Origin of the sequence: Gluconobacter oxydans (assembly GCF_006539685.1) — a bacterium.
In the GTDB taxonomy this organism is placed as follows: Bacteria; Pseudomonadota; Alphaproteobacteria; order Acetobacterales; family Acetobacteraceae; genus Gluconobacter; species Gluconobacter oxydans.
In genome coordinates, this window is record NZ_BJNM01000013.1 from 1 (window position 1) to 25,217 (window position 25,217).

At 62.3% G+C, this 25,217-nt stretch carries 24 protein-coding genes; 9 read left to right on the top strand and 15 right to left on the bottom strand.

Annotated features, from left to right (window positions below; genetic code table 11):
• Positions 1–111 precede the first annotated feature (111 nt).
• Positions 112–636, top strand: a complete 525-nt coding sequence (locus tag GOX01_RS07065) for a hypothetical protein (protein ID WP_011252316.1) — start codon at positions 112–114, stop codon at positions 634–636.
• A 182-nt stretch (positions 637–818) separates the two neighbouring features.
• Here GOX01_RS07065 and GOX01_RS07070 read toward each other — a convergent pair whose 3' ends face one another.
• Positions 819–1,748, bottom strand: a complete 930-nt coding sequence (locus tag GOX01_RS07070; protein ID WP_011252315.1) for an SDR family oxidoreductase — start codon at positions 1,746–1,748, stop codon at positions 819–821.
• Between the two features lie 151 nt (positions 1,749–1,899).
• Between GOX01_RS07070 and GOX01_RS07075 the strand changes: the two genes are divergently transcribed.
• Positions 1,900–2,592, top strand: coding sequence for a type 1 glutamine amidotransferase domain-containing protein (locus GOX01_RS07075; protein WP_011252314.1), 693 nt, complete (start codon positions 1,900–1,902; stop codon positions 2,590–2,592).
• On the opposite strand, the gene GOX01_RS07080 is transcribed toward GOX01_RS07075, so the two are convergent.
• On the bottom strand, positions 2,589–3,098 hold the full coding sequence (locus GOX01_RS07080; protein WP_011252313.1) for a MerR family transcriptional regulator: 510 nt from the start codon (positions 3,096–3,098) through the stop codon (positions 2,589–2,591). The two genes, GOX01_RS07075 and GOX01_RS07080, sit on opposite strands and share 4 nt — an antisense overlap.
• A gap of 219 nt (positions 3,099–3,317) precedes the next feature.
• On the opposite strand from GOX01_RS07080, the gene GOX01_RS07085 reads away from it, so the two are divergent.
• Entirely contained in the window at positions 3,318–4,031 is a 714-nt protein-coding gene (locus GOX01_RS07085; RefSeq protein WP_231139133.1) for an alpha/beta fold hydrolase, read from the top strand.
• A gap of 82 nt (positions 4,032–4,113) precedes the next feature.
• Here GOX01_RS07085 and GOX01_RS07090 read toward each other — a convergent pair whose 3' ends face one another.
• Both GOX01_RS07090 and GOX01_RS07095 read right to left on the bottom strand, forming a co-directional pair.
• Positions 4,114–5,034 carry a retroviral-like aspartic protease family protein gene (locus GOX01_RS07090; RefSeq protein ID WP_011252311.1) on the bottom strand — a complete coding sequence of 307 codons (921 nt, stop codon included), beginning with the start codon at positions 5,032–5,034 and terminating at the stop codon, positions 4,114–4,116.
• Positions 5,031–5,996 (bottom strand): tyrosine recombinase XerC, encoded by a 966-nt coding sequence (locus GOX01_RS07095; protein WP_011252310.1) that lies wholly within the window; start codon positions 5,994–5,996, stop codon positions 5,031–5,033. Before GOX01_RS07095 ends, GOX01_RS07090 begins: the two co-directional genes overlap by 4 nt.
• A gap of 33 nt (positions 5,997–6,029) precedes the next feature.
• Here GOX01_RS07095 and GOX01_RS07100 point away from each other — a divergent pair, with 33 nt between their 5' ends.
• Positions 6,030–8,270: a primosomal protein N' gene (locus tag GOX01_RS07100; protein ID WP_011252309.1), complete on the top strand. Its 2,241-nt coding sequence runs from the start codon at positions 6,030–6,032 to the stop codon at positions 8,268–8,270.
• A 19-nt stretch (positions 8,271–8,289) separates the two neighbouring features.
• Here the strand turns inward: GOX01_RS07100 and GOX01_RS07105 are convergent, their stop codons facing one another.
• From GOX01_RS07105 to ykgO, 3 genes are all read right to left on the bottom strand, one after another.
• Entirely contained in the window at positions 8,290–8,532 is a 243-nt protein-coding gene (locus GOX01_RS07105; RefSeq protein WP_062269647.1) for a hypothetical protein, read from the bottom strand.
• Positions 8,533–8,623: 91 nt separating this feature from the next.
• A complete protein-coding gene (locus GOX01_RS07110) occupies positions 8,624–9,295 on the bottom strand; it encodes a tetratricopeptide repeat protein (RefSeq protein ID WP_011252307.1) in 672 nt (223 codons plus the stop codon).
• Between the two features lie 41 nt (positions 9,296–9,336).
• Entirely contained in the window at positions 9,337–9,462 is a 126-nt protein-coding gene (gene ykgO / locus GOX01_RS07115; RefSeq protein ID WP_007281615.1) for a type B 50S ribosomal protein L36, read from the bottom strand.
• A gap of 215 nt (positions 9,463–9,677) precedes the next feature.
• Here ykgO and GOX01_RS07120 point away from each other — a divergent pair, with 215 nt between their 5' ends.
• The 4 genes from GOX01_RS07120 (at position 9,678) to GOX01_RS07135 (ending at position 13,495) form a co-directional block, all read left to right on the top strand.
• Positions 9,678–10,121: a hypothetical protein gene (locus tag GOX01_RS07120; protein ID WP_024716647.1), complete on the top strand. Its 444-nt coding sequence runs from the start codon at positions 9,678–9,680 to the stop codon at positions 10,119–10,121.
• A 167-nt stretch (positions 10,122–10,288) separates the two neighbouring features.
• Entirely contained in the window at positions 10,289–12,298 is a 2,010-nt protein-coding gene (locus GOX01_RS07125; RefSeq protein WP_011252305.1) for an FUSC family protein, read from the top strand.
• On the top strand, positions 12,292–12,492 hold the full coding sequence (locus GOX01_RS07130; RefSeq protein ID WP_011252304.1) for a DUF1656 domain-containing protein: 201 nt from the start codon (positions 12,292–12,294) through the stop codon (positions 12,490–12,492). Before GOX01_RS07125 ends, GOX01_RS07130 begins: the two co-directional genes overlap by 7 nt.
• 52 nt (positions 12,493–12,544) lie before the next feature.
• Positions 12,545–13,495, top strand: coding sequence for an efflux RND transporter periplasmic adaptor subunit (locus GOX01_RS07135; protein WP_062269658.1), 951 nt, complete (start codon positions 12,545–12,547; stop codon positions 13,493–13,495).
• A gap of 108 nt (positions 13,496–13,603) precedes the next feature.
• Here the strand turns inward: GOX01_RS07135 and GOX01_RS07140 are convergent, their stop codons facing one another.
• Positions 13,604–15,715 carry a S9 family peptidase gene (locus tag GOX01_RS07140; protein WP_034953381.1) on the bottom strand — a complete coding sequence of 704 codons (2,112 nt, stop codon included), beginning with the start codon at positions 15,713–15,715 and terminating at the stop codon, positions 13,604–13,606.
• Positions 15,716–15,981: 266 nt separating this feature from the next.
• Between GOX01_RS07140 and GOX01_RS07145 the strand changes: the two genes are divergently transcribed.
• The gene (locus tag GOX01_RS07145) at positions 15,982–16,494 is read left to right on the top strand and encodes a DUF2501 domain-containing protein (RefSeq protein ID WP_024716645.1); all 513 of its coding nucleotides are present in this window, start codon (positions 15,982–15,984) and stop codon (positions 16,492–16,494) included.
• A gap of 77 nt (positions 16,495–16,571) precedes the next feature.
• Here the strand turns inward: GOX01_RS07145 and mdoH are convergent, their stop codons facing one another.
• From mdoH to GOX01_RS07180, 7 genes are all read right to left on the bottom strand, one after another.
• Positions 16,572–18,758, bottom strand: a complete 2,187-nt coding sequence (mdoH, locus tag GOX01_RS07150) for a glucans biosynthesis glucosyltransferase MdoH (protein WP_011252300.1) — start codon at positions 18,756–18,758, stop codon at positions 16,572–16,574.
• On the bottom strand, positions 18,734–20,302 hold the full coding sequence (locus GOX01_RS07155; RefSeq protein WP_011252299.1) for a glucan biosynthesis protein: 1,569 nt from the start codon (positions 20,300–20,302) through the stop codon (positions 18,734–18,736). The genes mdoH and GOX01_RS07155 overlap by 25 nt, the downstream gene beginning before the upstream one ends.
• Before the next feature lie 162 nt (positions 20,303–20,464).
• Positions 20,465–21,115 carry a dethiobiotin synthase gene (gene bioD / locus GOX01_RS07160; RefSeq protein ID WP_062269660.1) on the bottom strand — a complete coding sequence of 217 codons (651 nt, stop codon included), beginning with the start codon at positions 21,113–21,115 and terminating at the stop codon, positions 20,465–20,467.
• Positions 21,112–21,918 carry a methyltransferase domain-containing protein gene (locus tag GOX01_RS07165; RefSeq protein WP_011252297.1) on the bottom strand — a complete coding sequence of 269 codons (807 nt, stop codon included), beginning with the start codon at positions 21,916–21,918 and terminating at the stop codon, positions 21,112–21,114. Before GOX01_RS07165 ends, bioD begins: the two co-directional genes overlap by 4 nt.
• A complete protein-coding gene (locus GOX01_RS07170) occupies positions 21,905–22,531 on the bottom strand; it encodes an alpha/beta hydrolase family protein (protein ID WP_062269662.1) in 627 nt (208 codons plus the stop codon). Before GOX01_RS07170 ends, GOX01_RS07165 begins: the two co-directional genes overlap by 14 nt.
• The gene (locus GOX01_RS07175; protein WP_011252295.1) at positions 22,528–23,706 is read right to left on the bottom strand and encodes an aminotransferase class I/II-fold pyridoxal phosphate-dependent enzyme; all 1,179 of its coding nucleotides are present in this window, start codon (positions 23,704–23,706) and stop codon (positions 22,528–22,530) included. Before GOX01_RS07175 ends, GOX01_RS07170 begins: the two co-directional genes overlap by 4 nt.
• Complete coding sequence (locus GOX01_RS07180; RefSeq protein WP_011252294.1) at positions 23,703–24,983, bottom strand: adenosylmethionine--8-amino-7-oxononanoate transaminase; 1,281 nt, start codon at positions 24,981–24,983, stop codon at positions 23,703–23,705. Before GOX01_RS07180 ends, GOX01_RS07175 begins: the two co-directional genes overlap by 4 nt.
• Between the last annotated feature and the right edge of the window lie 234 nt (positions 24,984–25,217).

Genomic DNA, 25,217 nt, shown 5'->3' on the forward strand with positions numbered 1-25,217 from the left:
GGTCTCGACATGGTTCTGCATGGTGAGCGCATCAACTGACTGCGCCCATCCGGCGGTTATGCTGCGGGGGCTGTTTTCTCCCGCCGATTTCAGAATGAAGGTTCTTTCTGCATGACGTTTACAAAAGCCTTTTCCGGCCTCTCCCTCGCGGCACTTCTGGCCGCCGGTCTGAGCGCTGCCCCCGCGCATGCCATGACGGCCAAGGAATGCCACGCCGCATTCAAGACGGCCAAGCAGAACGGTTCCCTGAACGGTCAGTCCTACAAGGCCTTCAAGGCCGCCAGCTGTGGTGAAACGACCAAGGCTGCCGCTGCTCCGGCCGCCGCGGCTGAAACTGCCCCGACCGCTGCTGCAACCCCCGCTGCTTCCAGCAGCGCCGCAGCGTCGGACTCTTCTCCGGCCGCGACAAAGGCCCCGATCGCGCCCAAGGCTGCCGTTGCTTCGTCGGGCAATGTCGTGTTCCCGACGGCCATCTCTCCGGAGTTCAGCAAGCTCTCTGCCGGCAAGGCCCGTCAGAAGACCTGCGTGGCCCAGTACAACGCCAACAAGGCGAATGGCGGCAACGGTTCGCTGAAATGGATCCAGAAGGGCGGCGGCTACTGGTCGCAGTGCAATTCACGCCTCAAGGGTGAATAAGCACCGCTTTTCAAAAAAGGCCCCTTCCTTCGGGAAGGGGCCTTTTTTATTTGATCATACGTCTCGTAAGCATAACTGTTTTTGAGGGAACGGAAGGCCCGTTATCGGCATTGGGCGATCAGAAGCAGACACCGACACATCATTGAGACCCTCCTGACCCTAAAGGTTGAAGGAAGGCTTCATCACCCTTTCTGCTCTCTTCCGATCAGTTCCAGACCCTCTTCATAGGTCGTGACAGAAAACTCCGGAAAGTGACGCTTGAATTTCGCTGAATCGAAAAGGTTGTCCTGTTCATAACGCGGGAGCAGTTCCCTGATCTCTCGGACCTGCTTTGAAAAAATGCCTGCGATGATCAGCGGCCATTTTCCGATGACGGAATAAGCAGGCGTCCGTCCGAAAACCCTGCTCGCCATGGCGACAAATGTCTTATAGGTCGGCCGCTCATCACAGCATGGGAGATGCCAGGTCTGCCCGAAAGCAGCCGGTGTATTGCCCAGGGTTGCCAGTGCACGGCTCGCATCCGGTGTCCAGATGAGGGTGCGGCGCGTATCGTCACGGACAGGAACCAGAGGCCTTTTGCCGCTTTTCAGCCTGTCGATAATCAGGGCATTGGTGAAGCTCTGTGTTTTTCCCGGGCCATAGAATTCCGGTGCGCGGGCGATGAGTACGGGAATGTCTCCCCGCGCTATTTCTTCCAAGACCATGGATGCCATTGCGGCGCGGACCCGCCCTTTGCGGCCAATGGGAGCGAAGCGGGTTTCCTCCGTCTGAAGCTGACTGTTCTGCGGATACATGTAGGTGTTGTCGAAATAGGCAAAGCTGGCGCCAGCAGTCCGGCAGGCCTGCAAAGCATTCTTCAGCATGATGGGAAACCGGTCTTCCCAGAGTTTGCTGTCCGGAGGCAGACCGGCTGTGAAATAGACGATGTCGCTGCCTTTCACCGCTTCGATTGTCTGTCGGACGTCCATCAGGTCCGTAGCCATAAGAGTGTCGTCTTCATTGACCTTGCGGGGATTGCGGCTCACCAGGCGCAGGTCACGCGTATGGTGATGATGCAGGCTTCGCGCCAGTTCGGTGGCGATCTGACCGTTCGCGCCAAGAATTGTCTGCATATGTCTTAGCCTCTGCGTTGTCTGACAGATGAGGGACATGCAGCTTAACGTTCGAGACAGATTTAAGGTCAAACTGGAGATTGACCTTCAGCCAGGCTCGAACGTTACAGGATGGGTGTTTGAGTACCCTGCCCCATGAAAGGGACCAGTCATGAACCGCCGTATCCTTCACGTTGCCACCAACGTCGCCCATTTCGACAATCCTGCTCATCCTACCGGATTGTGGCTGTCGGAACTGACACATGCCTGGGATGTGTTTGCCGACAAGGGTTTTGAACAGCATATTGTCAGCCCTCGGGGCGGGAAGGTTCCGCTTGAGCCCAAGGCTTTGAAGTGGCCCATGTGCGATCAGTCGGCCACGGCCTGGCTGAACGATCCAGCAAAAAGGGCTTTACTGGACTCTACGCAAAGCCCTGATGACGTTCGGCCCGGGAATTATGATGCGATCTACTTCACTGGTGGCCATGGCGTGATGTGGGACTTCCCGGACAGTGAAGGTCTTCAGGCCATCACCTGCGCGATCTGGGAGAAAGGCGGCATCGTATCCGCCGTCTGTCATGGATATTGCGGGCTTCTGAACACCCGGTGTGCGGACGGTTCTTTTCTGGTCTCCGGCCGAAAGATCACCGGTTTTTCATGGACCGAGGAGAAACTGGCAGGGGTTGCGCGCGAAGTTCCTTATAATGCGGAAGCGCAGGTGAAGGCACGGGGTGCGATTTACGAAAAGGCACTTCTGCCATTCATGTCCCATGTCGTGAGCGATGGTCGACTGGTAACAGGGCAGAACCCCTTTTCCGCCAGGGCGACGGCAAGGAAAGTCGTGGCGCTTCTGGATGGGGTTTAACGGGATGCCGTCTTTTTACGGTGGCCAGGGCTGACCGACTGACGGCGGTCCTTCGTATCCAGAAGGCGGATATCGCCTGCCGTGACGTCGAGGGCTTCAGGGTGCTCCGCAAGCATATTCGTCAGGACACGATGCGCATTGGCTGCACAGTCCATGTCGTCGGGGCGCTCCTGAATATCCTCAATCAGACGGAGCAGATGCGCTCTGCTCTGGGGCAGGCGTAGCTGCAGCGCTTCGATATCTGCAATCTTGCGGGTCAGGGCCTCCATCAGCGCAGCATGATCCCAGTGTGTCAGATCAGAGGGCAGCAGGGTGCGGATTTCATCCAGTGTAAACCCGGCCCGCTGCGCTGTGGTGATAAGACCCAGAATCATCACAGCCTGCGGCGGATAGGTCCGGTATCCGTTGGGACGACGCTCGACCGTCTTCAGGAGGCCAATCTGCTCATAGAAGCGGATGCGCGAACGCGTAAGTCCAGTTTGCTGTGCCAGTTCTCCAATCTTCATGATTTACCCCCGGTCATGAACGCAGCTTGACCTTAAAGTTAGCTTCAAGGTTAGGCTCTGACCAGTATCTCGTTATTGATCAGCCAGGAGGCGTATCATGTCCTTTGTCACCACATCGACGGTGTAGAGATTTTCTATAAGGACTGGGGATCGAAGGATGCCCAGCCGATTGTTTTCCATCATGGCTGGCCGCTGAGCGCTGATGACTGGGACGCGCAGATGCTGTTTTTCCTGAGTAAGGGATTTCGCGTCATCGCGCATGACCGTCGCGGTCACGGACGGTCGGCACAGGTGAGCGACGGTCATGACATGGACCATTACGCAGCCGATGCGTCGGCTGTTGTGGAACATCTCGATCTGAAAAATGCCATCCATATCGGACATTCAACAGGCGGCGGACAGGTGGCCCGCTATGTCGCGAAATATGGCCAGCCTCAGGGGCGTGTTGCCAAAGCTGTGCTCATCAGTGCAGTGTCGCCTCTGATGGTGCGAACGGACCGCAGCCCTAAGGGGGCTCCAATCGAAGTTCTTGATGGATTGCGGGCAGGACTGGCAGCCAATCGGGCACAGTTCTTTCTCGATGTTCCCACAGGACCGTTCTATGGCTTCAACCGCACGGGAACAAAAGTTTCCGAAGGCACGATCCGCAACTGGTGGCGTCAGGGCATGATGGGCAGCGCCAAGGCCCATTACGAAGGTATCCGGGCCTTCTCCGAAACGGATCAGACCGAGGATCTGAAGGCCATCACAGTGCCGGTGCTTGTGCTGCAGGGCGATGATGATCAGGTCGTGTCTTACCAGAACGCGGCGGTCCTGCAGGACAGGCTGCTTCAGAATAGCACGCTGAAAATCTATCCCGGTTATCCGCATGGCATGCACACGACACATGCAGACGTCATCAATGCCGATATTCTGGCGTTTATCACCCGATAAAGCATGTGCTTCAGGCAGGTGAAGACTTTGTGGCTTTACCTGCCTGATGACCGTTGGGAAACTTTCCCGACATGGTCGGCATTTACCGGAAGAAGAGCTGCTGCGTGGCGTAGGACAGCCAGATTTCGTGATGGGCGAACCAGTCCGAGCCCAGCAGCATGTCTGCCTGATCGTGAACCGGGGCGACTGTCAGGACCGGTCGTGTCCAGACGGTCTCTCCCAGTTCAAGGCGCCTGAAATGGTGCCAGTGGTACTCGCGCTCCTTCATGTCCACGCCCGCTGTCAGGCCACCCGGGTCGAGGGCGAGCTGGTCGTCGGTCAGGCCCAGCCGATGGGCGAAATCCGTACTCACGATATGTGAGCGCGCGCCGCTGTCCAGAAGGGCCGTGCCCCCCAGCCCGTCCAGCGTGAAGGCTACGGTCAGACGTCCGGATTGCCGGTGTACGGGCGTGGTCGTCCAGTGCCCGGTCCAGGCGGGGGGCTGCTGACACAAGCGGGAGCCCAGGCGGATCGTCCACAAGGTCAGACGCTGATGCGGGACATCGAATTCCAGATCGTAATCCGCCAGCACATCCGCCCCGAGCAGGCCCAGAACGGGGGGTGTGATCATGGGCGAACCCGGGAGCATCCCCACGGCCATTGTTCCGGGGCCAAGAGGAAGTTCGGCCGCAGGGTGTGTGCCAAGCCGGAGATCCTGAATCCGGACGTTCGGCACCAGGCGCGGACTGCCATTGGGACCCTGCATCATGGTCCGGTGTTCGGGATCGGTCGGCAGGCGCAGGGCGGCAACTCCGGCCGGCGTTATGAGGCTGCCTTCGGAGCCCGTATCCACGATCATCGAGGCCGCCCGCCCGTTCACCGTCACGGACACGCTCAGATACCCCCCGTCATCGCGAAGCGGCAGCACGACGGCGCGGCTCATCTCGCAGACAGGGGCGGCATGAACCGCTGTCGCGTACAGCGCCATGCCCAGGATCAGGGCGGCTGGCAGAAGGCGTCTCATGACTCCTGACCCGCCCGCGGGTGGGCTTTGCGCCAGACATCCAGCAGGTGCTTCTCGTCCGCCAGCGTATAGGCCTGCGTGGTGGAGAGGCTGGCATGGCCCATCAGTTCCTGAATGGTGCGCAGGTCTGCCCCCCCTTCCATCAGATGCGTCGCGAAGGAATGGCGCAGGGCATGGGGCGTTGCGGAATCGGGCAGGCCTTCGCCCTTGCGCCAGGTCCGCATGGCGCGCTGGGCTACGCCGGGATTGAGCCGCCCGCCGCGCACCCCGCAGAACAGGGGCGCATCCGGCGTCGGAGACGGATGGGCTGCTTTCCAGCTTTCCAGCGCCTCCATCACGGCCGGGAGTAGGGGCACGAGCCGTTCCTTGCCGCCTTTGCCGACGACCCGGAGCATGTTTTGCCCTGCATTGGTCAGATCGCGGATGTCGAGCGAGAGCGCCTCGCCGATCCGCAGTCCGGTGCCATAGAGCAGCGTGAAAAGCGCGCGGTCCCGCAAGGCCGCCAGACTGGTTTCGGCATCATCGGAAATGCCTTCTGCCGCCGCCCGGGCAGCGTCTTCCCCGAGAGGGCGGGGCAGGCGCTTTTTCGTGCGCGGCGTGGCGAGCAGTGAGGGGGCGGGATTGGAGAGATCGTGCCGCAGGCCCAGATACCGAAAGAAGGACCGCAATGCGGAAACATGCCGCGCCCGTGAGCGTGCCCGCGAGTCGGCGCTGGTTGGGCGACGGGTTGGCTGTTCGCTGCGGGCCGTTTCATGGGCGAGCCAGGCGCGCAGGTCCGCCAGCGAGAGTTTTCCCAGGTCCGCCAGCGTCACCTCGGCGCCCAGATGCTGCTGGAAAAACGTCAGCGCCAGCAGGACGTCGTGCCGGTAGGCTTCGACCGTGCGTGGGCTCGCACGCCTTTCATGTGTCAGCCATTCGGTCCAGTCCCGCAGGGCATCGAGCGCCATTAATGTGGCCGTCATGGCATTTCGGAGCGTGGGAGGTTAGATACGGTCATGGCATCCAGCAGCCTATCCAAGCCTGATCCCCGGCGAAAGCCACCTTCCACCGGAACGCGCGTTTCGGTGCTCGTGCCGCTGCCGTTTCCGGGGCCGCTCGATTACCTCGCGCCCATACCGCTTGAGCCCGGAGACCTCGTCACGGTTCCGCTGGGCCGACGCGAAACCGTGGGCTGTGTCTGGGAAACCGACCGCACCCTGCCTGCCGATTTTGCGTTGCCGGTCGGCCGTGAAGTTCCGCTTGCGCGTCTGCGTCCTGTGATCGGGAAGCTGGATGTTCGGCCTCTCCCGCAAAGCCTGCGCCGCTTCATCGACTGGGTTGCGGCCTATACGCTCACCCCGCCGGGTCTGGTGCTGGCGATGGCGACGCGGATTCATCTGAAGGACGCGCCCAAACCCGCTCTGGGCTGGGTGCGGACGGAGATGCCCGAAGGCGATCTGCGCATCACGCCGGCCCGTCGCTCGGTGCTCAATTTTGCCTCGTCCACGCCTATGACAACTGCCGAACTGGGCTCCCGAAGCGGGGCAAGTGCTGCCGTGATCCGTGGTCTGGCCAGTGCCGGTTTGCTGCGTGAGGCCGTCATCGCCGTGGCGGCCCCGTTCGCAACGCCGGACCCGAGCCATGGCGCGCCGAAGCTTTCCGAAGAACAGGCCGAAGTCGCGCAGGAACTCTGCGGGCCGGTCGAGGCGGGGCGGTTTCAGGTCACGCTGCTGGAAGGGGTGACCGGATCAGGCAAGACGGAGGTTTATTTCGAGGCCGTGGCGGCCTGTCTGGCCAAAGGGAAGCAGGTTCTGGTCCTGTTGCCCGAAATCGCGCTTTCCGCCCAGTGGACGGATCGTTTCATCCGCCGCTTCGGCGCAGAACCCGCCGTCTGGCATTCCGATCTCGGGGCCAAGCGGCGGCGCGAGACATGGCGCGCGGTGGCGGAAGGCAGCGCCCGCGTTGTGGTGGGTGCCCGCTCGGCGCTGTTCCTGCCCTTTGCCGATCTGGGCCTCGTCGTGGTGGACGAGGAGCATGAGAGCGCCTTCAAGCAGGAAGAGGGCGTGATGTATCACGGCCGGGACATGGCGGTTGTCCGCGCCCGTCTGGCGGATGCGCCGGCCATTCTCGTCTCCGCCACGCCGTCGCTCGAAACACTCGCGAATGTGGAAAGCGGCCGTTACCGGCATGAACTCCTGACCGCACGACACGGCGGGGCGACCCTGCCGGATGTTTCACTCGTGGATATGCGAGCCGATCCGCCAGAACGCGGCCTGTTCCTGTCGCCCAAGCTCTGCACCGCCATCGACGAGACGCTGGAGAAGGGGGAACAGGCCATGCTGTTCCTCAACCGGCGCGGCTATGCGCCTCTGACGCTGTGTCGTGCATGCGGGCACCGGATGCAGTGTCCGAACTGCTCGGCCTGGCTGGTGGAGCATCGGGCCCGCGGCATCCTGACCTGTCATCACTGTGGCCATACCGAGCGGATTCCGAAGGACTGTCCGGAATGTCACGCCGAGAACTCGCTCGTGCCCATCGGGCCGGGGATCGAACGCATTACCGAAGAAGCGAAGCTGCGGTTCCCGGATGCGAAACTGCTGGTGATGTCGTCTGATACGCTCGGCTCTCCGGCTGCCACGGCGGAAGCGGTCCGGAAGATTTCGGACGGGGAGGTCAATCTCATCATCGGCACGCAGATCGTCGCTAAAGGCTGGCATTTCCCCAAGCTGACGCTTGTGGGTGTCGTTGATGCCGATCTGGGGCTGGGTGGCGGCGATCTGCGGGCGGCGGAGCGGACCGTGCAGCTTCTGCATCAGGTCGCGGGTCGTGCGGGCCGTGCCGAGCATCGCGGCCGCGTGCTGCTTCAGAGTTATGTGGGGGAGCATCCGGTCATGACGGCGCTGGTGTCCAATGATTTCCAGACGTTCATGGAACAGGAAGCCGAGCAGAGACGGTCCTCTTTCTGGCCGCCGTACGGACGGTTGGCCGCCCTGATCGTGAGCGCCCCCAGTGCCGAAGCTGCGGATGCGCTGGCACGGGAGATCGCGCTTTCTGCGCCGGAGCGGGAAGGGGTGCAGGTCCTGGGGCCGGCTCCGGCTCCGCTCGCCGTCCTGCGGGGACGGCATCGCAGGCGCCTGCTGCTACGGACGATGCGGGGCATCGCCGTGCAGCCGATCCTGCGCCAGTGGCTTGGGGATATCAAACCCACCGGCGGAGCAAAGGTCGATATCGATATCGACCCCATTTCCTTCCTCTAAAGGGTTCGGGATGGGATCGTTAGCCTTTACGGCTGCGGAAGAATTCCACTGTGGCAGTCAGGACGGCAATGACTGACAGAAGCTGCTGGAAATATGGACGATAGCGCTTGGGCCCGAAGGTTGCCATGGCCGTCATGCCAGCCAGACCGATTTCGCGCGCGCGCGTGGCCTTCTGACAGCAGGTCTTCGTCTTGGAGCAGCAGCTCTTCTTGGCTTCGGCCTGAGGGATGGCGGTTGCATGGGCGGGGGACTGCTTGGTCATATAAAATCTCCTGAAAAAAGGAATCAGGGGATGAACACCCGGCAATACAAGGGGTTGCCAGAGCAACAGGCGGGCCGCACCGGCAGGAGCGTCAGTCCTGCTGGCCGTCCCGGGCCTGTTCCAGTGTCTTGAGCTGCTTGTCGGAATCGGGCGATTTTGGATTCAGCAGCAGCATCTGATGGAAGGCCTTGAGGGCGGCCTCGGGCTCATGCCGCTCATGTTCCGCTTCCGCGAGTATGCCCCAGGCCGTCGGATCACCGGGATCAGCCTGAAGCTCGACGCCCAGATCGGCGATGGCCCCATTGCTGTCGCCTGCAGCCAGCCGGATGGCGGCGCGCTGGCGGTAAAGCACGGACTGGTCAGGCTGGATCGTGATTGCGGCCGTCAGATCGTCCTGCGCCTGCTGGAAATCATGTTTCTCCAGCGCATCATGCGAATCGCTGATGAGCATCTGCACGCTGCCGGTCAGGGCGCGGCTGCGGAGGGCTTCGGCACGTTCGGAGATTTCGCCGGCCTGCTTTTCATTCCCCGCCATGGCGAGAGCCTTTTCCGCATCCACAAGGCGATCATGGAGCGTTTTGCGTGGCGGACGGGGGGAGGAAGCAGGGGGCGTGGCCTTTGCGGTTCCTGCCTGGGGGGCGGGAACGACAGGCTGTGCAGCGGAAGGCGCTGCGGGGCCGGACGCGGCAGGATCTGCGGCGCGTGCGGCCTGAACTGGCAGAAAAGTCAGGGCCGGGCTACAAAGCAGAACGGCGCCAGCCATCAGCCAGCGCCGCCCGTCCGTCATCCGGCAGACCAAGGGGTTCAGCCCTGGCGAGCCTTCATGCGCGGGTTCTTCTTGTTGATGATGTAAACGCGGCCGCGGCGGCGGACAACGCGGCAGTCCTTGTCGCGGACCTTGGCGGACTTCAGGCTGTTGCGGATCTTCATGGTGACAGGCTCTCGACGGGTAAGGCCCTTGCGGACCGGACAGCGGGCCGGAACGCCCGCGAAAGAATGGCCCCGATTACCCATCCCGCCCTGCAGAGTCAAGCTGGCAAGCCATGCAGGCGGCGGAATTCCTCGCTGCGGCCTGTTTGCAACAACCTGCAACAGCCTCGTTCAGGGTCTTTGTCCGGTCCGGATTTTCTCCTAACGTAAGAGTCATGATCAAGCGCCATTCCCGTCCCGCCCTGCTGCTGGCTCTTCTTCCTCTCGCCGTCGCCCTCGCCCTCGCCAGCCCTGTTGCGGCCCGGGCCGATGATGGCGAGGCCAAGACCAATGACGACGATCCCACGATCAACCAGCAGGGTTTTGCCATCAACAAAATCCTCCGGGTGCTGCAGACCAACCCGGACGCGGCCGGCGATTCCTGCATCAACGCGCTCAAGGAGATGCACCAGGCGCAGACGGCGCTGAGCAAGGAAGAAGGCATCGATCCCGAACACAATCAGGATATCGGCGTTGCGCGTGACGTTCTTTCCTCGGAAATGGAGGATGTCACGAATATGTGTGGTGCCGATGCTCGAACCTATTGCCGCACTGCCACAGCTCATCCGGATCCCAAGCTGACTGCGGCCTGCAACGCCCTCCCGCCCGAGGAAGACTAGTCTCCCGGACGGCGCAGATGCGAAAACGCCGTCTGTCAAAACGTGTCCAGAGGATTCGAGGACTAACTTTTCCGGGCAAGCGCTCCTAAGGTTAGAAGTCTGATTCTGGTAATGAGGGCCGTGGGACTGTTTCTGATGAAGTCTGTGCCGGGTACGGGGTATCGCTCTTGACCGCAGCACTACAGTCAGTTCTTCGCCCGGGGTGGCTCCAGTTCAGTCTCAGGACCTGGTTTGCACTTGTCCTGGCGCTTGGAACAGCCTTCTGGTCGCAGCTTGACTCTCCGGCCAGTGCGGGCGTGACCGTCATGATCCTGGCGCAGCCCCTGCGTGGTCAGGCGCTGTCCAAGGCGTTCTACCGCCTTGCCGGCACCGTGCTGGGCGTCAGCGTCTCCATCATTCTCGTCGCGATGTTTAACGAGGAACGCGCCCTGTCCCTGGGTGGCGCAGCCCTCTGGATTTCAGCCTGTGCGTTCGTAGGCTCGCTGGAGCGTGATTTCCGGTCCTATGGGGCGCTTCTGGCAGGCTATACGGTCGCGCTGGTGGCCATCCCCACGATGGATGACCCGCAGAACATCTACCCTGTCAGCATCGCACGCGCCTCTGGCATCGCCATCGGCGTTGCATCCATTGCCGTGGTGAACATCCTCTCGGGCTCTCCCGAAGCCTGGCGCAGACTGTCCACGGCCATGGAGACGCTGTCCCATCGTGTGCGGCAGACCGGCAAGTCCGCCATCATGGGCGAGCCGATCGCAACGCCGGAAGAGATGATCGGGCTGAGCGGCGAGATCCTGGCACTCATGACCCAGATTTCCTACGCCCGGACCGAAGTCGAACGCGGACGCCTGCGGATGGCGGGCGCGCGGCTGGGCATCATCGGCATGCTGACGGTTCTGACTACAAGTCGTGCCATCGCGTGGCTTCTGGAAACGGGGGGCATTTCCGACATCCTGATCCGTCACGTCCGGGCCTGGCACGAGCGTTCCGAGGACGGCACGACCCGCCTTGAGACGATGGATACGATTCTGGACGGTATTCGCAAGGAAGACCCGGATTTCGTCCCTTCGGCGCGGGAAGCCTGGTTTTTCGAGCGCTGCTCGACGCTGCTCAGTAACCGTCTGCATATCCGCACCGGCATGAATACGCTCCTGCGCGCCACACCGGCGGGCGATGCGCTCAAGCTGGCCCATCTCGAGAGCAATCCGGACTATGTGACGGCGTTCATCAACGCGATGCGCGTCCTGCTGGGCTTCAGCGTCGCTTCCGCGCTCTGTCTGGCGTCCAGCATTCCGGCTTCCGTTACGGCTCTGTCGCAGACGGCTCTGGTCCTGACGCTGGCGTCCACGGCCATCGACACGGCCCAGTTCGGCAAGGGCGCGATCATCGGCATGCCCGCGGGCATTCTGGTGGCCGCCTGGCTGGACTTCATGATCCTGCCGCATGTGGAAAGCATGCTGGGTCTGGCGCTGGTGCTTCTGCCGCAGACCATCATTTCCTGCCTGCTGCTGATGAATCCGAAAACGAGTGCCATCGGCTTCAATTACGGCGTGTTCTTTCTGGTGTTCATCGGGCTCGGTAATCACCACAATTACGACCCCCTGGCCTTTATCACCCGCAACACCTTCTATGCGATGGCGGCCGTGCTCTCCTTCGTGCTGCTGGTTCTGCTGTGGCCCCCCACCGCGCGACGGCACCGGTTCCGGCTGGCGGTTTCCATTGCCTATGATCTGGAAACGCAGCTCGCCGGGCATGGCGAGCGGATGGGGCCGCCGCTTCTCAGCCGGAAATACGAACGCCTGAGCCAGTTCCTGATGTGGACGGACCGGATGCACGATCCCGGTCTGCGTTCCCGACGTGTCTTCAACCGCTTCGTGGCCCTGGAGGACTTTTCCAGTACGATCGCCCGTGTCCGGCACTATCTGGATCAGGCGGGGCATCTCCATGGCCTCAGGCCCATGGTCCGTCATGTCCGCCGGCTGCTGGCCCATGACAGGCTCGGCCTTCTGGAAGCCGAAATTCCCGAACTTCAGGCCATGTTCTTCGAGCGTCTGTCCGACGGTATCCGCGAAGAGCAGTCCATGATCATCAACTGTATCGGTGGTCTTGAAGCCGTGCGGACCATGGTGCGCCTGAACCGTTCCGCCGTGCATCATTATGGAATAGGACGCAAACGATGGTGATGACACAGGTTGTCGATCTCGATGGCGTGCTGGTTTCGGCGTTCGTCATCAATCTGGCGCTGGCGCTTCTGACGCTGGCCATCCTGCGCTGGATCATGGGCTGGTTCGATCTGTGGCGTTTCGTCTGGGATCCGCCATTGGCCCAGTTCGGCATCCTGATCTGCCTGATCGGTATCTACACACTGATCCTCTGACCCCTTTATCCCCGCTTCGAATTCCTTTTTCCGAAACCAAGGTGACCGTCCCGTGCTTGCCAGTGCCCATCGCCTGATCCGCTTGACCATCACGCTCTGCATTCTCGTGGTGGCGGCTCTCGTGGTCGTCATTCTGTGGGATTACTACACGGCTTCCCCCTGGACCCGGAACGGACAGGTGCGTGCGCAGGTCGCCAATATCGCGCCCCGTGTGTCGGGACAGATCCTCGACGTGCGGGTGAAGGACAACCAGTTCGTCCACAAGGGGGACGTGCTCTATGTCATTGATCCGTTTGACTTCAAGGTGGCGCTCGATACCGCCAAAGCGCGCGTTGCCGAGCGCAAGGCCGATCTGGAATTCCGTGTCGTTCAGGCCCAGTGGCGCAAGGCCATTCCCGGCACGGCCGTCTCCGTCGAGGAAAAACGGCAGTATGAGGCCCTGTCCCAGCAGATGGAGGCCCAGTACGATGCGGCGCAGGCTGCGGAACGTCAGGCCGCGATCAATCTGGAGCGAACGGAAGTCCGCAGTTCCATCGACGGCATCGTGACCAACCTCATCATGCGCCCCGGTGACTTCGCAACTGCGGGTGTGGTCAACATCCACATCATCGACACCAGCTCCTACTGGGTGGATGGCTATTTCGAGGAAACCAAAGTCCATGACCTCGATGAAGGCGATCTCGTCCGCATGGATCTGATGGGTTATCACGATCCGCTCTTCGGCCATGTCGAGAGCATCACCCGCGGTATCGCCAGCAACAACGCGCTGGTGAACAAACAGGGCCTGCCGGAAGTGGACCCGGTCTATACTTGGGTGCGTCTGGCGCAGCGTATCCCGGTCCGCGTGAAGATCGACAAAATCCCCGATGACCTGACGCTCGCCGCTGGTATGACGGCCACCGTGACGGTCGTGTCAGAAGAAGGCAACCGCCGTCACCGCTCCACCCACGCCGCCTTCCAGCATTTCGGCGACGACATCCGTCACCTGTTCGGTCACAGATGAGGATTTTGGAATAAAAGTTTTTGGGTTCCGCCTTTTTTCAAAAAGGCGGAGAGCTTCGAAGCTTTTTGAAAAAAGCTTCACCAAAAACTTTTATTCGTTGAGTTCTTTTCAGGCTTTGTCGATTGCCCAGATGGCGAAGGCCTGAACGAGGGCGACTTCTTCCAGTCTTTTGAAGCGGCCGGACGAACCGCCGTGCCCGGCTTCCATGTTGATGCGGCACAGGAACGGGCCGCCGGACGTCACTTCCCGCAGCTTGGCGATCCATTTCGCGGGCTCCCAGTAGGTCACGCGCGGGTCGGACAGGCCACCCATCGCGAGAAGCGGCGGATAGGCTTTGGGCGCGATGTTGTCATAGGGCGAATAGCTGGCGATCAGGTCGTAGGCGGCGGGATCTTCCAGCGGGTTGCCCCATTCCGGCCATTCCGGCGGCGTCAATGGCAGGGAGACGTCGGACATGGTGTTGAGCATGTCCACAAACGGCACCTGCGCGGCAATGCCCGCGAAAAGTTCGGGCGCCATGTTCGTGATCGCCCCCATCAGCAGACCGCCAGCCGATCCGCCCTGCGCGACGATGCGCCCGGCCGAGCCATAGCCTTCCGAGACGAGATGCCGAGCGCAGGCGATGAAATCGATGAACGTGTTGGGCTTCTTCGTCCCGCGCCCGTTCAGGAACCAGTTCCAGCCTTTTTCGGACCCGCCACGCACATGGGCGATGGCATGGATCCAGCCCCGGTCCACCAAGCTGAACACGGTCGTGGAGAAATCGGCGTCCATGGCGATGCCGTAGGAGCCGTATCCGTACAGAAGCAGCGGCGCCGATCCGTCCAGAGCCTGCCCTTTGCGCATCAGGACTGTGATGGGAACCTGTGCGCCGTCAGGGGATGTTGCGAACAGGCGGCGCGTTTCGTAGCGGCTTGCATCATGGCCGGAGGGGACTTCGCGGATCTTGCGCAGAACGCGCTCGCCGCTCGCCATGTCGTAATCGTACCAGTGCGCCGGGTTGGTGGGCGACTGGTAGATGTAGCGCAGGACCGGGGCGTCATATTCCAGCGTGCCCAGCATCGTCAGGTCATAGGCGGGCTCGTCCATGCCGATGGCCTTGGCCTGCGCGCGGATGCCGCCTTCCGTGCCCTCGGGCACAACGAGAATATGGATGTTTCCATCCCGACGCTCGGCCCAGGCCAGATGCCCGCGTGAAGCGCTAGCGCCCAGCAGATAATGCCCCTCGCGGTACGGCACGAATGGCGTCCAGTTTTCGCGTCCCGTGGCCGTGTCGGGCGTCTGCATGAACTGGAAGTCCACGGCTCCGCCTGCGTTGGTCAGGATGATGAAGCGGTCGTTCCAGTGCGTCAGGGAATAGCGCTCGCCCCGCACCAGAGGAGCCGCCACGACGGGCAGGGCCGTCGGATCAGACGCCGGGATGAGCAGCGTCTCATTGGTATCATGGTCGCCGCGTTCGATGACGATCCATTTGCGGGATGCGCTGACGCCGATGCTGAGGAAGAATCCCGGATCGGTTTCGTCAAAGACCAGAACGTCCTCGCCCCCCGGCAGCGGGCGCCGATAGATTTTTGACGGGCGGCCATTGTCGTCCCGGTAGATCCAGAATAGCCACTGGCTGTCGGGAGAAATGGCGAAGCTGCCCGTCGTGCTCGGCACTGGTGGAGCGCAGAGTTCGCCCGTCTCCAGATCCTCGACCTGAATGCGATAGACCTCGGAGCCCTGAATGTCCTCCGCATAGACGAAATAGCGGTGATCGGGGGAATGATCGGTCTGCGAGAGCGCATAATAGTCATGCTGCTTCGCCAGAGCATCGGCGTCGAGAAGCACCTGCTCCTCGCCACCGCCGCGTGGGCGGCGGACCCGCAGGGGATGCTGGGCCCCGTCCTCGAAGCGGACATAATATTCCCATGGGCCATCCGGGACCGGCACGGAGGACTCCGCTGGCGGGATGCGGCCGATCATTTCCTGAAGCAGTATCTCGCGCAGCGGCTCCATGCCTGCCAGCACGGCCTCCGCATAGGCGTTCTCCGCCTTCAGATGTGTGGCGATGTCTTCGCGCAGGACAGACGGGTCCCGCAGGACCTGCTGCCAGTTCTCATCCTTCATCCAGGCATAGGAATCCGTGCGTGTCCGGCCAAGCTGCGTTGTGGTCAGCGGCTCACGGCGGGCGACGGGAGGAACGGGTGCGGCGGAGGGAGCATCGGGGGTCTGTGACATGGGCAAACTGTGACGCAGAAACCGTCGCCATTCAATCCGCTCCTGAAGGGGAAACAGAGGTCCCTGATGTGTTCGGTAAAACGTGATGATCCAAAAGTTCCCGCATGACGGCCATGAGGAAAAAGGACATCTCGCAAGAAACCACGTCCGGTCTGGAGTGTTACTCAAGGCAACGGAGCATCCTTCGCGATGTTCCAGACCGGATGATTTCTGTATCTCCTTCTCAGGGGCGCACAGAACATCCTGTATATGGAAAGAAGAGTGCCATGATTTCGAACAAGTATTTTGCTGTTCTTGCTGCTGCTGGCCTGACCATTTCGGGTGCAGCTGTCGCCCAGACGGTGCCGCCGATCCCGCAGAGCAGCCCCGTCCCGACGATCCCGGCCGGAACGCAGGCCACCCTGCCGTCCGCCAATCTTCAGGCCGTTGCTGGTGGCAAGAACATCCTGACCGCCGCATCGCCGGGCACGCTGGGCGCGGATGGCCTTCCGTCCATCGAGAACGCCCAGGCCGGCAACGTCGCGGGGCTGAGCTACTACTGCGTGCAGCAGAAGCTGGTGCTCGGCACGTCGCCGATCGTGGCATCCCGCACGCTGGCAAAGCGTCCGGACGTCCAGAACGACCAGTTCTATTCGCTCGGTGGCAAGGGCCTGCTCCAGACGGCTGGCGGCAATGTCTTCGACATCAGCACCCTGCCCAAGGACAAGCGCGTCACGACGTGTAACGACATCGTCAAGAAGGCCCAGTCCTTCGGAGACTCTTCCGTCGTCGGACACTGAGGCTTCATCGTCTCAACGAAAAACGCCCCGGCTGTCATGGCCGGGGCGTTTTTTTGTGCCGTACAGCGCTGGGGGTTTCAGGCCTTGAGCTGCTCCATGAGCTGGATGCCTTCGGGATTTCCCAGCACGGCGGCCTTCTCCTGACGTGAGAGGCGTTCCAGCGCGACCTGCAGGGATGGTGCCTCCCTCAGCTTGACCAGGCCGACGAGCAGATTGGCATCGATCGGACTGCCCGGCTTGCGGGGAGGGGGCAGGGCGCCTTCATGGGCGGCGAGAAGCGTGGCGTTCTGGCGGAGTGCGGCAAAAGCCTCTTCCGGCGGAGCGTTCGGCGCATGGGCCGCGCGTTCCCGCGCCGCATCATTGGCTGCGGCAAGCTGAAGGATTGGCGGCGGTGCCGTTTCTTCTTCGATCAGCAGCAGACCGGCCCGGCGCAGGCCCAGCCCGACATCCCGGCTCGCTGTCAGCGCTGCCAGTGGAATGGCAAGCACCAGCCCCAGCAGCACCGGCGTCATCCACAGGAACAGCGCCTGCGAGACCGACCAGGCCGCGACTGCCAGAAGCAGCCCGAACACCGTGTAAATCCAGTAGCCGTGCGCCACTTCCTTCAGTGACACCCGGCCATCGTCACGGTTCTGCGCGTTCCAGCCGGAATCCCGGCCCAGCAGGATCGAGATGACGCCTGAGGTCTGGATTAGCATGGCAATCGGCGCGATCAGGCCGCCGATCAGCGTCTCCAGCACGATGGAAACTGCCAGCCGGAAAATGCCGCCCGATCCCCGCAGGGCCGCACGGTCGAACATCATGGCGATGAATGCCAGAGCCTTCGGCGCCAGCAGAATCCCCATCGTCCCGATGAAGACGAGCTTCGCCTGGACCGGATCGACCCGCGGCCAGTGCGGATAAAGCGTGGGTTTCGTGCCGAAATATTCGGGATGATAGAAATGGGACTGCAGCGAGATCAGGATGCCGAACAGCAGGAACAGCAGCCAGAGCGGCGACATGATGTAGGAGCCGATGCCGGTCAGCATGTGCACGCGGCTGACCCAGTGCAGGCCCTTCGTGCCAAGGATCTTGCTGTGCTGCAGATTGCCCTGGCACCAGCGGCGGTCGCGGATGGCGACATCCGTCAGGGACGGCGGGCTTTCCTCATAGGAACCGAACAGGCCTGGCACCATGTGAATGGCCCAGCCGCCACGGCGCATGAGCGCGGCTTCCACGAAGTCATGGCTGAGGATGTGACCACCGAATGGCGCACGGCCCTTCAGATGCGGCAGACCGGCCTGTTCCGCGAAAGCCTGCGTGCGGATGACGGCGTTATGGCCCCAGTAATTGCCCTCCGAGCCGTGCCACCAGGCAATGCCATGTGCGATCAGCGGTCCATAGACGCGGCCTGCGAACTGCTGCATCCGGGCAAAAAGCGTGCGGCCGCCCACGATGACCGGCAGGGTCTGGATCAGGCCCACACCGTCATGCTGCTCCATGGCCGCCGTAATGCGCACGATCAGGCTGCCATCCATGACGCTGTCCGCATCGAGCGTGAGCATCTGCTGATAGGACGAGCCAAACCGGGTGACCCAGTCACCCAGATTGCCGGCCTTGCGGTCGATGTTCTTGTGACGACGGCGGTAGAAGATCCGTTTGTCGCCGTTCGTGGCCTTGCGGAATTCCAGAAAAGCCCGCTCTTCCTGCACCCAGACATCCGGATTGGTGGTGTCGGACAGGATGAAGAAATCGAAGGCGTCGATCTGTCCGGTCGCGAGAATGCTGTCGTGAATGGCGCGCAGACCGGCGAGGACACGCGTCGGGTCCTCGTTATAGGTCGGCATCAGGACGGCGGTGCGGCTTTTCAGCTTCGGCAGCGGTCCCGTGCGATGGATGCCAAGCCCCAGTCCGCCCCGCCGGATCAGCGAGACGAAACCACCCAGGCAGGACGTGAAGGACAGGGCAATCCAGAACGCGAGAATGGCGAACAGGACCAGGATGATGACGCCCAGTGCCGAAACACCGAGCGAGTTGAAGACCTGGTTGATCCTGTACATGCCGTAGCCCGTCAGCAGGAGCGCGCCGCCAAAAACGAACAGGCGGCGCAGCCACAGGAAGGACGGCGTGGTCGGCAGGATACGGAAAGGTCTGCCGTGACGGTCCGGCTGCTGGTGAAGGTTCTGCGCCTTCATGGCCAGCGGCGCTTCCGGCGGCAGGAACGGGGCTGTGGCCGGCCCGGCTGAAGGGGAAAATTCGGTCACGGCGTCCAACGATACATCCATTTTTCTGAAATCGGACCCTGATCGCCGGCGAGCTGGGCCTGGAGTTCACACATTTTCGCATCGCCGGGCACGAATTCGAAGGTCGTGCGCCAACCCTGGATTTCGGGGTTCGGCTCGACCACGACGTTGCGGATCGTGCCGGGCGTGGCCTGCGAGATCAGATGGAAATTCGTGCCCTGCGGCACGTTCTGGAACGGTGCGCCGGTAAAGTCGATCGCAAAGAAGCGCGCATCGGCATGATCGGTCACGCCACCGATCCGCGTTGCCGCCACCCGGGCCATCTGGGTCGGCCACGGCGTGTCCCAGCCCCAGTACATCCGGTAGATGTAGCTGTATTCCTGGCCGCCCTTCATGGGCTGCTTGGGACGCCAGAAGGAGACGATGTTGTCGTTCACCTCGTTGGGCGTCGGGATCTCCACGAGATCGACCGCACCATCGCCCCAGTTGCCGATGGGCTCGATCCACAGTGACGGACGCTTATGGTAATTGAGCGCCAGATCCTCGTAGTCGTGGAAGGAGCGCTTGCGCTGCATCAGGCCAAAACCGTGCGGGCTGCTGTCCTCGAAGGCCGAGAACTGGAGGTCGGTCGGGTTGATGAGCGGCCGGTAAAGCTGCTGCCCCGCACCCGTCCAGATCTGGAGCGCCTCGCTGTCATGCGCGGCCGGACGCCAGTCATCGACGTGATTGCGCTCGTTGGCGTCGAAATAGAACATGCCCGTGAGCGGCGCGATCCCGGATTCCGTGATGTCCTGACGCGGGAACAGCGAAGACTGCACATCGAAGACGGTCGTATCGCCCGGACGGATGGTGAAGCGGAACGCGCCGGTCAGGGACGGGCTGTCGAGCAGCGCGTGAATGACGATGGACTCCACGCCCGGCTCCGGCTTTTCAAGCCAGAACTCGCGGAACAGGGCGAATTCCTCGCCCTTCGGATTGCCGGTGCCATCCGCGAAGGCACGGGCGGACAGTCCGTAATTCTGGCCCTTGGCCACGGCGCGGAAATAGGATGCGCCGAGGAAGACGGCACATTCTTCCATGACACCCGGCGTGTTGATCGCATAGCGCAGACGTAGGCCAGAGAAGCCGAGATCATCCGTGACGCGCAGAACGGGGTTGGAATAGGTGAAGAGATCTGGATCGTAGGGAATGGGCGTGGACTGCCCGCCCGTGACCTCGTTCATGCCGATCCGCGGTTTGTACAGGAAGCCGCGCGGGAAGAACTCCACGTCGAACGCCAGGTTCTGACCATGCCACAGCGCCTTCTCGGGATTGAAAGCAATGCTGCGGAACTGGTCGAAATCCATATTCGCGATGGCATTGGGCAGCGTCGGAGAGGGCGGGGAATAGGGCTTCTTCGACAGGCGCTGCGCCAGAAGGCGGACCGTGCCATTGTCAAAAGGCGTCGATTCCGGCGCGGCGGTTCCCGCCGGTGGAGAAGCCGCTGCGGGTGTGGCTGTGGACTGGGCATGGGCCATACGGGAGGCTGTTCCTAGAAGGGTCAGTCCGGCCCCAAGCTTGACCAGATCACGGCGCAGGATACTCATACTCTTCCCAATATCCCAGTTTCTGTCGGCATCTCCGAAACGAAGTCCGATCTTCCAGCGATACGCCGGAAGCCCTTCGTTGCGAAGTGCTCTTCTATGATGAGGATGCCATTTCACAAGGTCTGGCGCGGTCTTTTTATGGCATGCGCCCCGGATGACACATTATTGTGAAATCTGTTGCTGCAAGACATCAAGTAACGGAACATTGCCAGACAATTCGGTGACAGATGTTTCTGTTATTGCGTCGAGATGCGGAATCCGGAACAGGATCTGCGTTTTGCCAAACCGCGCAATGTCCCGTTCATTGCCGGAATTCGGCGGTCCGACAGGCACCACGCCAGCCACGGGAATGCCGCGCCGCCGCAGCGCTTCAAGGCTCAGAAGCGTGTGATTGATCGTCCCCAGTCCACTGCGTGTGACCAGCACAACCGGCAGGCCAAGGCTTTCGATCAGGTCCACGATCATCATGTCTTCACGCACCGGCACCATCAGGCCGCCCGCGCCTTCCACGACCAGCGGCCCCTGAACCTGCGGCAGGACGAGCCGTCCTGGATTGACGGTCACGTTTTCCAGGTCGCCCGCCGCGAGCGGGGCAAGCGGGGCCTGAAAGGCGTAGGCCGGGGGGATGATCCGTGTAGGACCCAGCCCGGCAAGGTCCCGGACGGTAGGCGTATCGCCTTCCTCATCCGCAAGACCGGTCTGAAGCGGTTTCCAGTAAGTGGCGTTCCAGGCACGGCACAGAATGGCGCTGACCAGCGTCTTGCCGATCCCGGTATCCGTTCCCGTGACGAAAACCCCGCGTTGAAAATTCATGGCTCTGTCCTTTCCGTTTTCACGCCGGATTTCACGAATGTCCCAATGCCGATCTGATAGGTCACGCTGGAATGCGTGCGGTCAAAATGCCGCATGGCCCGGCGCAGGGCCGCGATTCCGGCAGGCGTGCTGCCGGCGCGCGGAACCGACGCTCCGATCTGCCGCAGACCCCGCAGGAAGTCCCGCGCACTGCCGACGGGATCCTGCAGCGTCAGCACCTCCCATGTTCCCACGCCGCCCGCACGCCACTCGCTTTGCACCGTCTGCGCGGACGGATAATCCGGCACGCCACAGGGCGCGCCTTCCGCCAGACAGGCCTGTTTCCATTCGCCCAGACTGCTCTGCAGCAGTGTCGTGACCATCAGACGCCCCTGTGGCGCCAGCAGGTCGCAGAGCCGTCGCAAGCCGTCGCTCCGGTTCGAGAACCATTGCAGACACAGGCTGGAGGCAATCAGATCGAACGGTCCGGAGATATCCGGATGTTCGGCGTCCATGACGTGAAAGCGGATGGTCTCTTCCGAAAGCCGCTGACGCGCCCGCGCGATCATGCCAGGCGCCAGATCGGTCGCGAGCAGGTTGGCCTGCGGGAAATGAGCCGCCAGTTGTGCCGTCAGAAAGCCGGTGCCGCAGCCGAATTCCAGAATGGAGGTGGGGTCTGCGGCGGTGCTTCGGATGCGGTCCATCAGTGCCGTGGCGCAGCGGCGCTGGATATGGGCGGCGGCGTCATAGTCCTCCGCCGCGTCAAATCGCGCGGCGATGCTGTTTCGGCGCAGGGTGTTTTCAGGAGTATCAGCGCGCGTCATCGAGCCACCGCTGCACGAAATTTGCGCAAACTCCGGGATGGGTGAGGGGCAGCAGGTGGCCGCCTTCATCCCGTTCGCCGGGTGTCGCAAAACCTGCCTTCGCTGCGCCGAACGGATCATCCGTACCCGTCATCCAGTGCAGCCGGTCATTCCAATTCGTAGCCTGCGGGCGATGATCCAGAGTCTGAAGTGCTTCCAGTCCTTGATCCAATGCATCCACATCCGGCGTGCCGGGAAGGGGTGCGTCCGTTCCGCAAAGAGCGCGGAAATCATGCAGAACGGCGACCGGATCACGTTTCAGGCGTGCCCGCATCCGGGTCAGAACCCGTTCTGGCGTCCCGTCCGGAAAGTCCGGTGCGGCTGTGAAACGGGGAAAGCCGTTGAAGAACACCAGCCCCTCACATCCCGGCAGGTCCTGCCTCAGCAGTGCCAGCGATCCCGCCGAATGTCCGACAGCCAGATAGGGCGTTTGCGGCAGGGCCGGGCAATGTTCTGCGCCGAAATATCCGCAATCGACGATTTGCGTACTCACATCCGGCAGATGCGTCAGCATTGGCGCCCAGAAGGTGGCGTCAAACCCCCAGCCATGCACAAGATAAAGCGCCCGTGTCATGCGATGTCTCTTGTCAGAGCGATAACGGCCTGCCCCAGACGATCAATTGCTTCATCTCTCAGCCCGGCATGGAGCGCCAGCCGCAGTCGCGCGGTTCCGGCTGGCACGGTCGGCGGGCGGATCGCCACCGTCAGGAAACCGGCTTCCTCCAATCCGGTCGCCACGGCCATGGCGCGTTCGGACTCTCCGATCAGGACAGGAACGATCTGCGTCGTAGAGTCCGCCGTGGACAGGGCCGCCCCATGCAGCATGCCCCGAATGCGTTCCGCCTGCCTGAGCAGCAGGGCGCGTTCCCCATCCAAGCCCGGTACGACATCCAGTGCCGCATCGATCGCTCCCAGAACCGCAGGGGGCAGAGCCGTGCTGTAAATGAAGCCCGACGCATGGTTCACCAGATGGTCACAAAGCGGTTTCGAGCCCGCGACATAAGCGCCCATGCCGCCCAGCGCCTTGCTGCATGTTCCCATCGTCAGATCAGCCATCCCGCAGGACAGGCCGCGACCTTTCGGCCCCAGAACGCCGGTCGCATGGGCTTCGTCCACATAAAGGAACGCCCCCGCCCGGTCGGCCAGCGCCCGCAGAGCCGGAATATCGGCGCGGTCTCCGTCCATGGAGAACACGCTTTCCGTCACGATCATCCGCAGGCCGGGTTTTTCGGCCTCGCGGGCCAGCAGAGTTTCCAGATGGGACAGATCATTGTGCCGGAACCGGATCTGCCGCACGCCTGCCGCCGCGCAGCCATGATGCAGGCTGGCATGGTTCAGCCGGTCCGAAAACACCAGCATCGGCGCGCCCGTCCGGGCTACGGACAGCGCACATAAAGCAGGCATGACGGACGCGTTGGCCTGCCAGCCCGAGGCGAACAGGATCGCGTCCTCGCAGCCCTTGAAGGCGGCCATTTTCGTCTCGACCTGCCGGTGCAGATCCAGCGTTCCGCTGACCAGCCGCGAGGCCCGGGCCCCCGTTCCGAAGCGCAGCGCCCAGTCCGCTGCCCGTTCCCGCAGTAGCGGATGATCCGCCAGACCCAGATAGTCATTGGACGAGACATCCAGCATCCGCCGCCCGTCGCGGACGATCATCCCGTCCTGCCGGACCACCGGACGTAGGGTCCGGCGTGTTCCGGCGGCTTCGCGTTCGCTCAGGGTAGCTGTGAAGTGGCTGTCGAACAGGCTCATGCGCCCTCCCGCAACACATCCACGATGGCTGTCGTCAGGCGTGTGAGCTCTTCGGGCATGATGGTAAAGGCAGGCGTCAGATAGACGATGTTCCGGAAGGGCCTGATCCACACGCCACGCTCCACGAAGGCCCGGCGGAGCGCATCGGGATCGTCCAGCGTCTCAAGCTCTACCACGCCGATCGCGCCGAGAACACGCACATCCTTCACGCCGGGCAGCGTGCGGCAGGGCTCCAGCTCCCGCGCAAGCTGGGCCGAGATGGTGGCGACCTGCTCCAGTCGCGGCTCGGTCTCGAACAGATCCAGCGACGCATTGGCGACCGCGCACGCCAGCGGATTTGCCATAAAGGTCGGTCCGTGCATCAGGGCGTGTCCGGCGCTGTCGGACAGGAACGCTTCGAAGACACCCCGCCGGGCCACAGTAGCGGCCAGCGCCATGGTCCCGCCGGTCAGGGCCTTCGACAGCGCCACGATATCCGGCACGATGCCGGCCTGTTCACAGGCAAACATCGTCCCCGTGCGTCCAAAACCGGTGAAGATCTCGTCCAGGATCAGCAAAATCCCGTGCCGGTCGCACAGTTCGCGCAGATGACGCAGGACCTCTGGGTCATGGAACAGCATACCGCCCGCACCCTGAACCAGAGGCTCCGTAACCATGGCCGCGATGCTGTCGCCGCGTTCCGCCAGCAGGGCTTCAAGCCGGGCCAGACTGTCCCCATCCACAGGCAGATCGGCCAGAGCCTGCTCGGGCAGCACGCCGGCGAACAGGCTGTGCATGCCTTCCTCGGGGTCGCAGATGGACATCATGCCCAGCGTGTCCCCGTGATAGCCGCCGCGGAAGGACAGGATCTTCGTCCGGCCCGACGTGCCGCGGTTGATGTGGTATTGCACCGCCATCTTGATCGCGACTTCCATCGCGACTGACCCGGAATCGGTAAAGAAGACCCTCTCCAGATCGCCCGGCAGCATCGCCGCCAGCCGCGCGGCCAGACGGATGGCGGGCTCGTGCACCATGCCGCCGAACATCACATGCGGCATCCGCTCCGCCTGCCGGACCAGTGCCTCATGAATATGGGGATGGCTGTAGCCATGACAGGCTGTCCACCAGGCCGCCACGCCATCCACAAGCTCGCGGCCGTCCGCAAGCGTGATCCGGCTTCCCGAAGTGCTGACGGCTTCCACAGGGAAAGGGGCGGTCTGCATCTGGGTGTAAGGCAGCCACAGATTCGGCTGGTCAGCGGCGGTCAGGTGAGGGGCAGAAAGAGCGTTGCGAGACATGGCTTGCGTTTTCCCGCATGGCTCGGGGTGAGTCCATCCCCCCGGCCCTTGTGACGCCATAGCGAGAGGGCGGGATCGTTCCGCAGACGGCACGCCCTATCATAAAAAGGTCACGTTCCATTAAGCAACGATGTGGCATGAGCCCCGTTAGTGACGCGTTCCAGATCGGTGGAGCCCTGAGGAGGGGCTCGTGTGGAACGTGGAAACATTCTGTGCTCCCGACGCGGGAGTCAT

Bases quoted from the DNA above. Each gene is read 5' to 3' on its own strand.
- GOX01_RS07065 (WP_011252316.1), top strand. From the start codon at position 112: ATGACGTTTACAAAAGCCTTTTCCGGCCTCTCCCTCGCGGCACTTCTG.
- GOX01_RS07070 (WP_011252315.1), bottom strand. From the start codon at position 1,748: ATGCAGACAATTCTTGGCGCGAACGGTCAGATCGCCACCGAACTGGCG.
- GOX01_RS07075 (WP_011252314.1), top strand. From the start codon at position 1,900: ATGAACCGCCGTATCCTTCACGTTGCCACCAACGTCGCCCATTTCGAC.
- GOX01_RS07080 (WP_011252313.1), bottom strand. From the start codon at position 3,098: ATGAAGATTGGAGAACTGGCACAGCAAACTGGACTTACGCGTTCGCGC.
- GOX01_RS07085 (WP_231139133.1), top strand. From the start codon at position 3,318: ATGCTGTTTTTCCTGAGTAAGGGATTTCGCGTCATCGCGCATGACCGT.
- GOX01_RS07090 (WP_011252311.1), bottom strand. From the start codon at position 5,034: ATGAGACGCCTTCTGCCAGCCGCCCTGATCCTGGGCATGGCGCTGTAC.
- GOX01_RS07095 (WP_011252310.1), bottom strand. From the start codon at position 5,996: ATGACGGCCACATTAATGGCGCTCGATGCCCTGCGGGACTGGACCGAA.
- GOX01_RS07100 (WP_011252309.1), top strand. From the start codon at position 6,030: ATGGCATCCAGCAGCCTATCCAAGCCTGATCCCCGGCGAAAGCCACCT.
- GOX01_RS07105 (WP_062269647.1), bottom strand. From the start codon at position 8,532: ATGACCAAGCAGTCCCCCGCCCATGCAACCGCCATCCCTCAGGCCGAA.
- GOX01_RS07110 (WP_011252307.1), bottom strand. From the start codon at position 9,295: ATGGCTGGCGCCGTTCTGCTTTGTAGCCCGGCCCTGACTTTTCTGCCA.
- ykgO (WP_007281615.1), bottom strand. From the start codon at position 9,462: ATGAAGATCCGCAACAGCCTGAAGTCCGCCAAGGTCCGCGACAAGGAC.
- GOX01_RS07120 (WP_024716647.1), top strand. From the start codon at position 9,678: ATGATCAAGCGCCATTCCCGTCCCGCCCTGCTGCTGGCTCTTCTTCCT.
- GOX01_RS07130 (WP_011252304.1), top strand. From the start codon at position 12,292: ATGGTGATGACACAGGTTGTCGATCTCGATGGCGTGCTGGTTTCGGCG.
- GOX01_RS07140 (WP_034953381.1), bottom strand. From the start codon at position 15,715: ATGTCACAGACCCCCGATGCTCCCTCCGCCGCACCCGTTCCTCCCGTC.
- GOX01_RS07145 (WP_024716645.1), top strand. From the start codon at position 15,982: ATGATTTCGAACAAGTATTTTGCTGTTCTTGCTGCTGCTGGCCTGACC.
- mdoH (WP_011252300.1), bottom strand. From the start codon at position 18,758: ATGGATGTATCGTTGGACGCCGTGACCGAATTTTCCCCTTCAGCCGGG.
- GOX01_RS07155 (WP_011252299.1), bottom strand. From the start codon at position 20,302: ATGAGTATCCTGCGCCGTGATCTGGTCAAGCTTGGGGCCGGACTGACC.
- bioD (WP_062269660.1), bottom strand. From the start codon at position 21,115: ATGAATTTTCAACGCGGGGTTTTCGTCACGGGAACGGATACCGGGATC.
- GOX01_RS07165 (WP_011252297.1), bottom strand. From the start codon at position 21,918: ATGACGCGCGCTGATACTCCTGAAAACACCCTGCGCCGAAACAGCATC.
- GOX01_RS07170 (WP_062269662.1), bottom strand. From the start codon at position 22,531: ATGACACGGGCGCTTTATCTTGTGCATGGCTGGGGGTTTGACGCCACC.
- GOX01_RS07175 (WP_011252295.1), bottom strand. From the start codon at position 23,706: ATGAGCCTGTTCGACAGCCACTTCACAGCTACCCTGAGCGAACGCGAA.
- GOX01_RS07180 (WP_011252294.1), bottom strand. From the start codon at position 24,983: ATGTCTCGCAACGCTCTTTCTGCCCCTCACCTGACCGCCGCTGACCAG.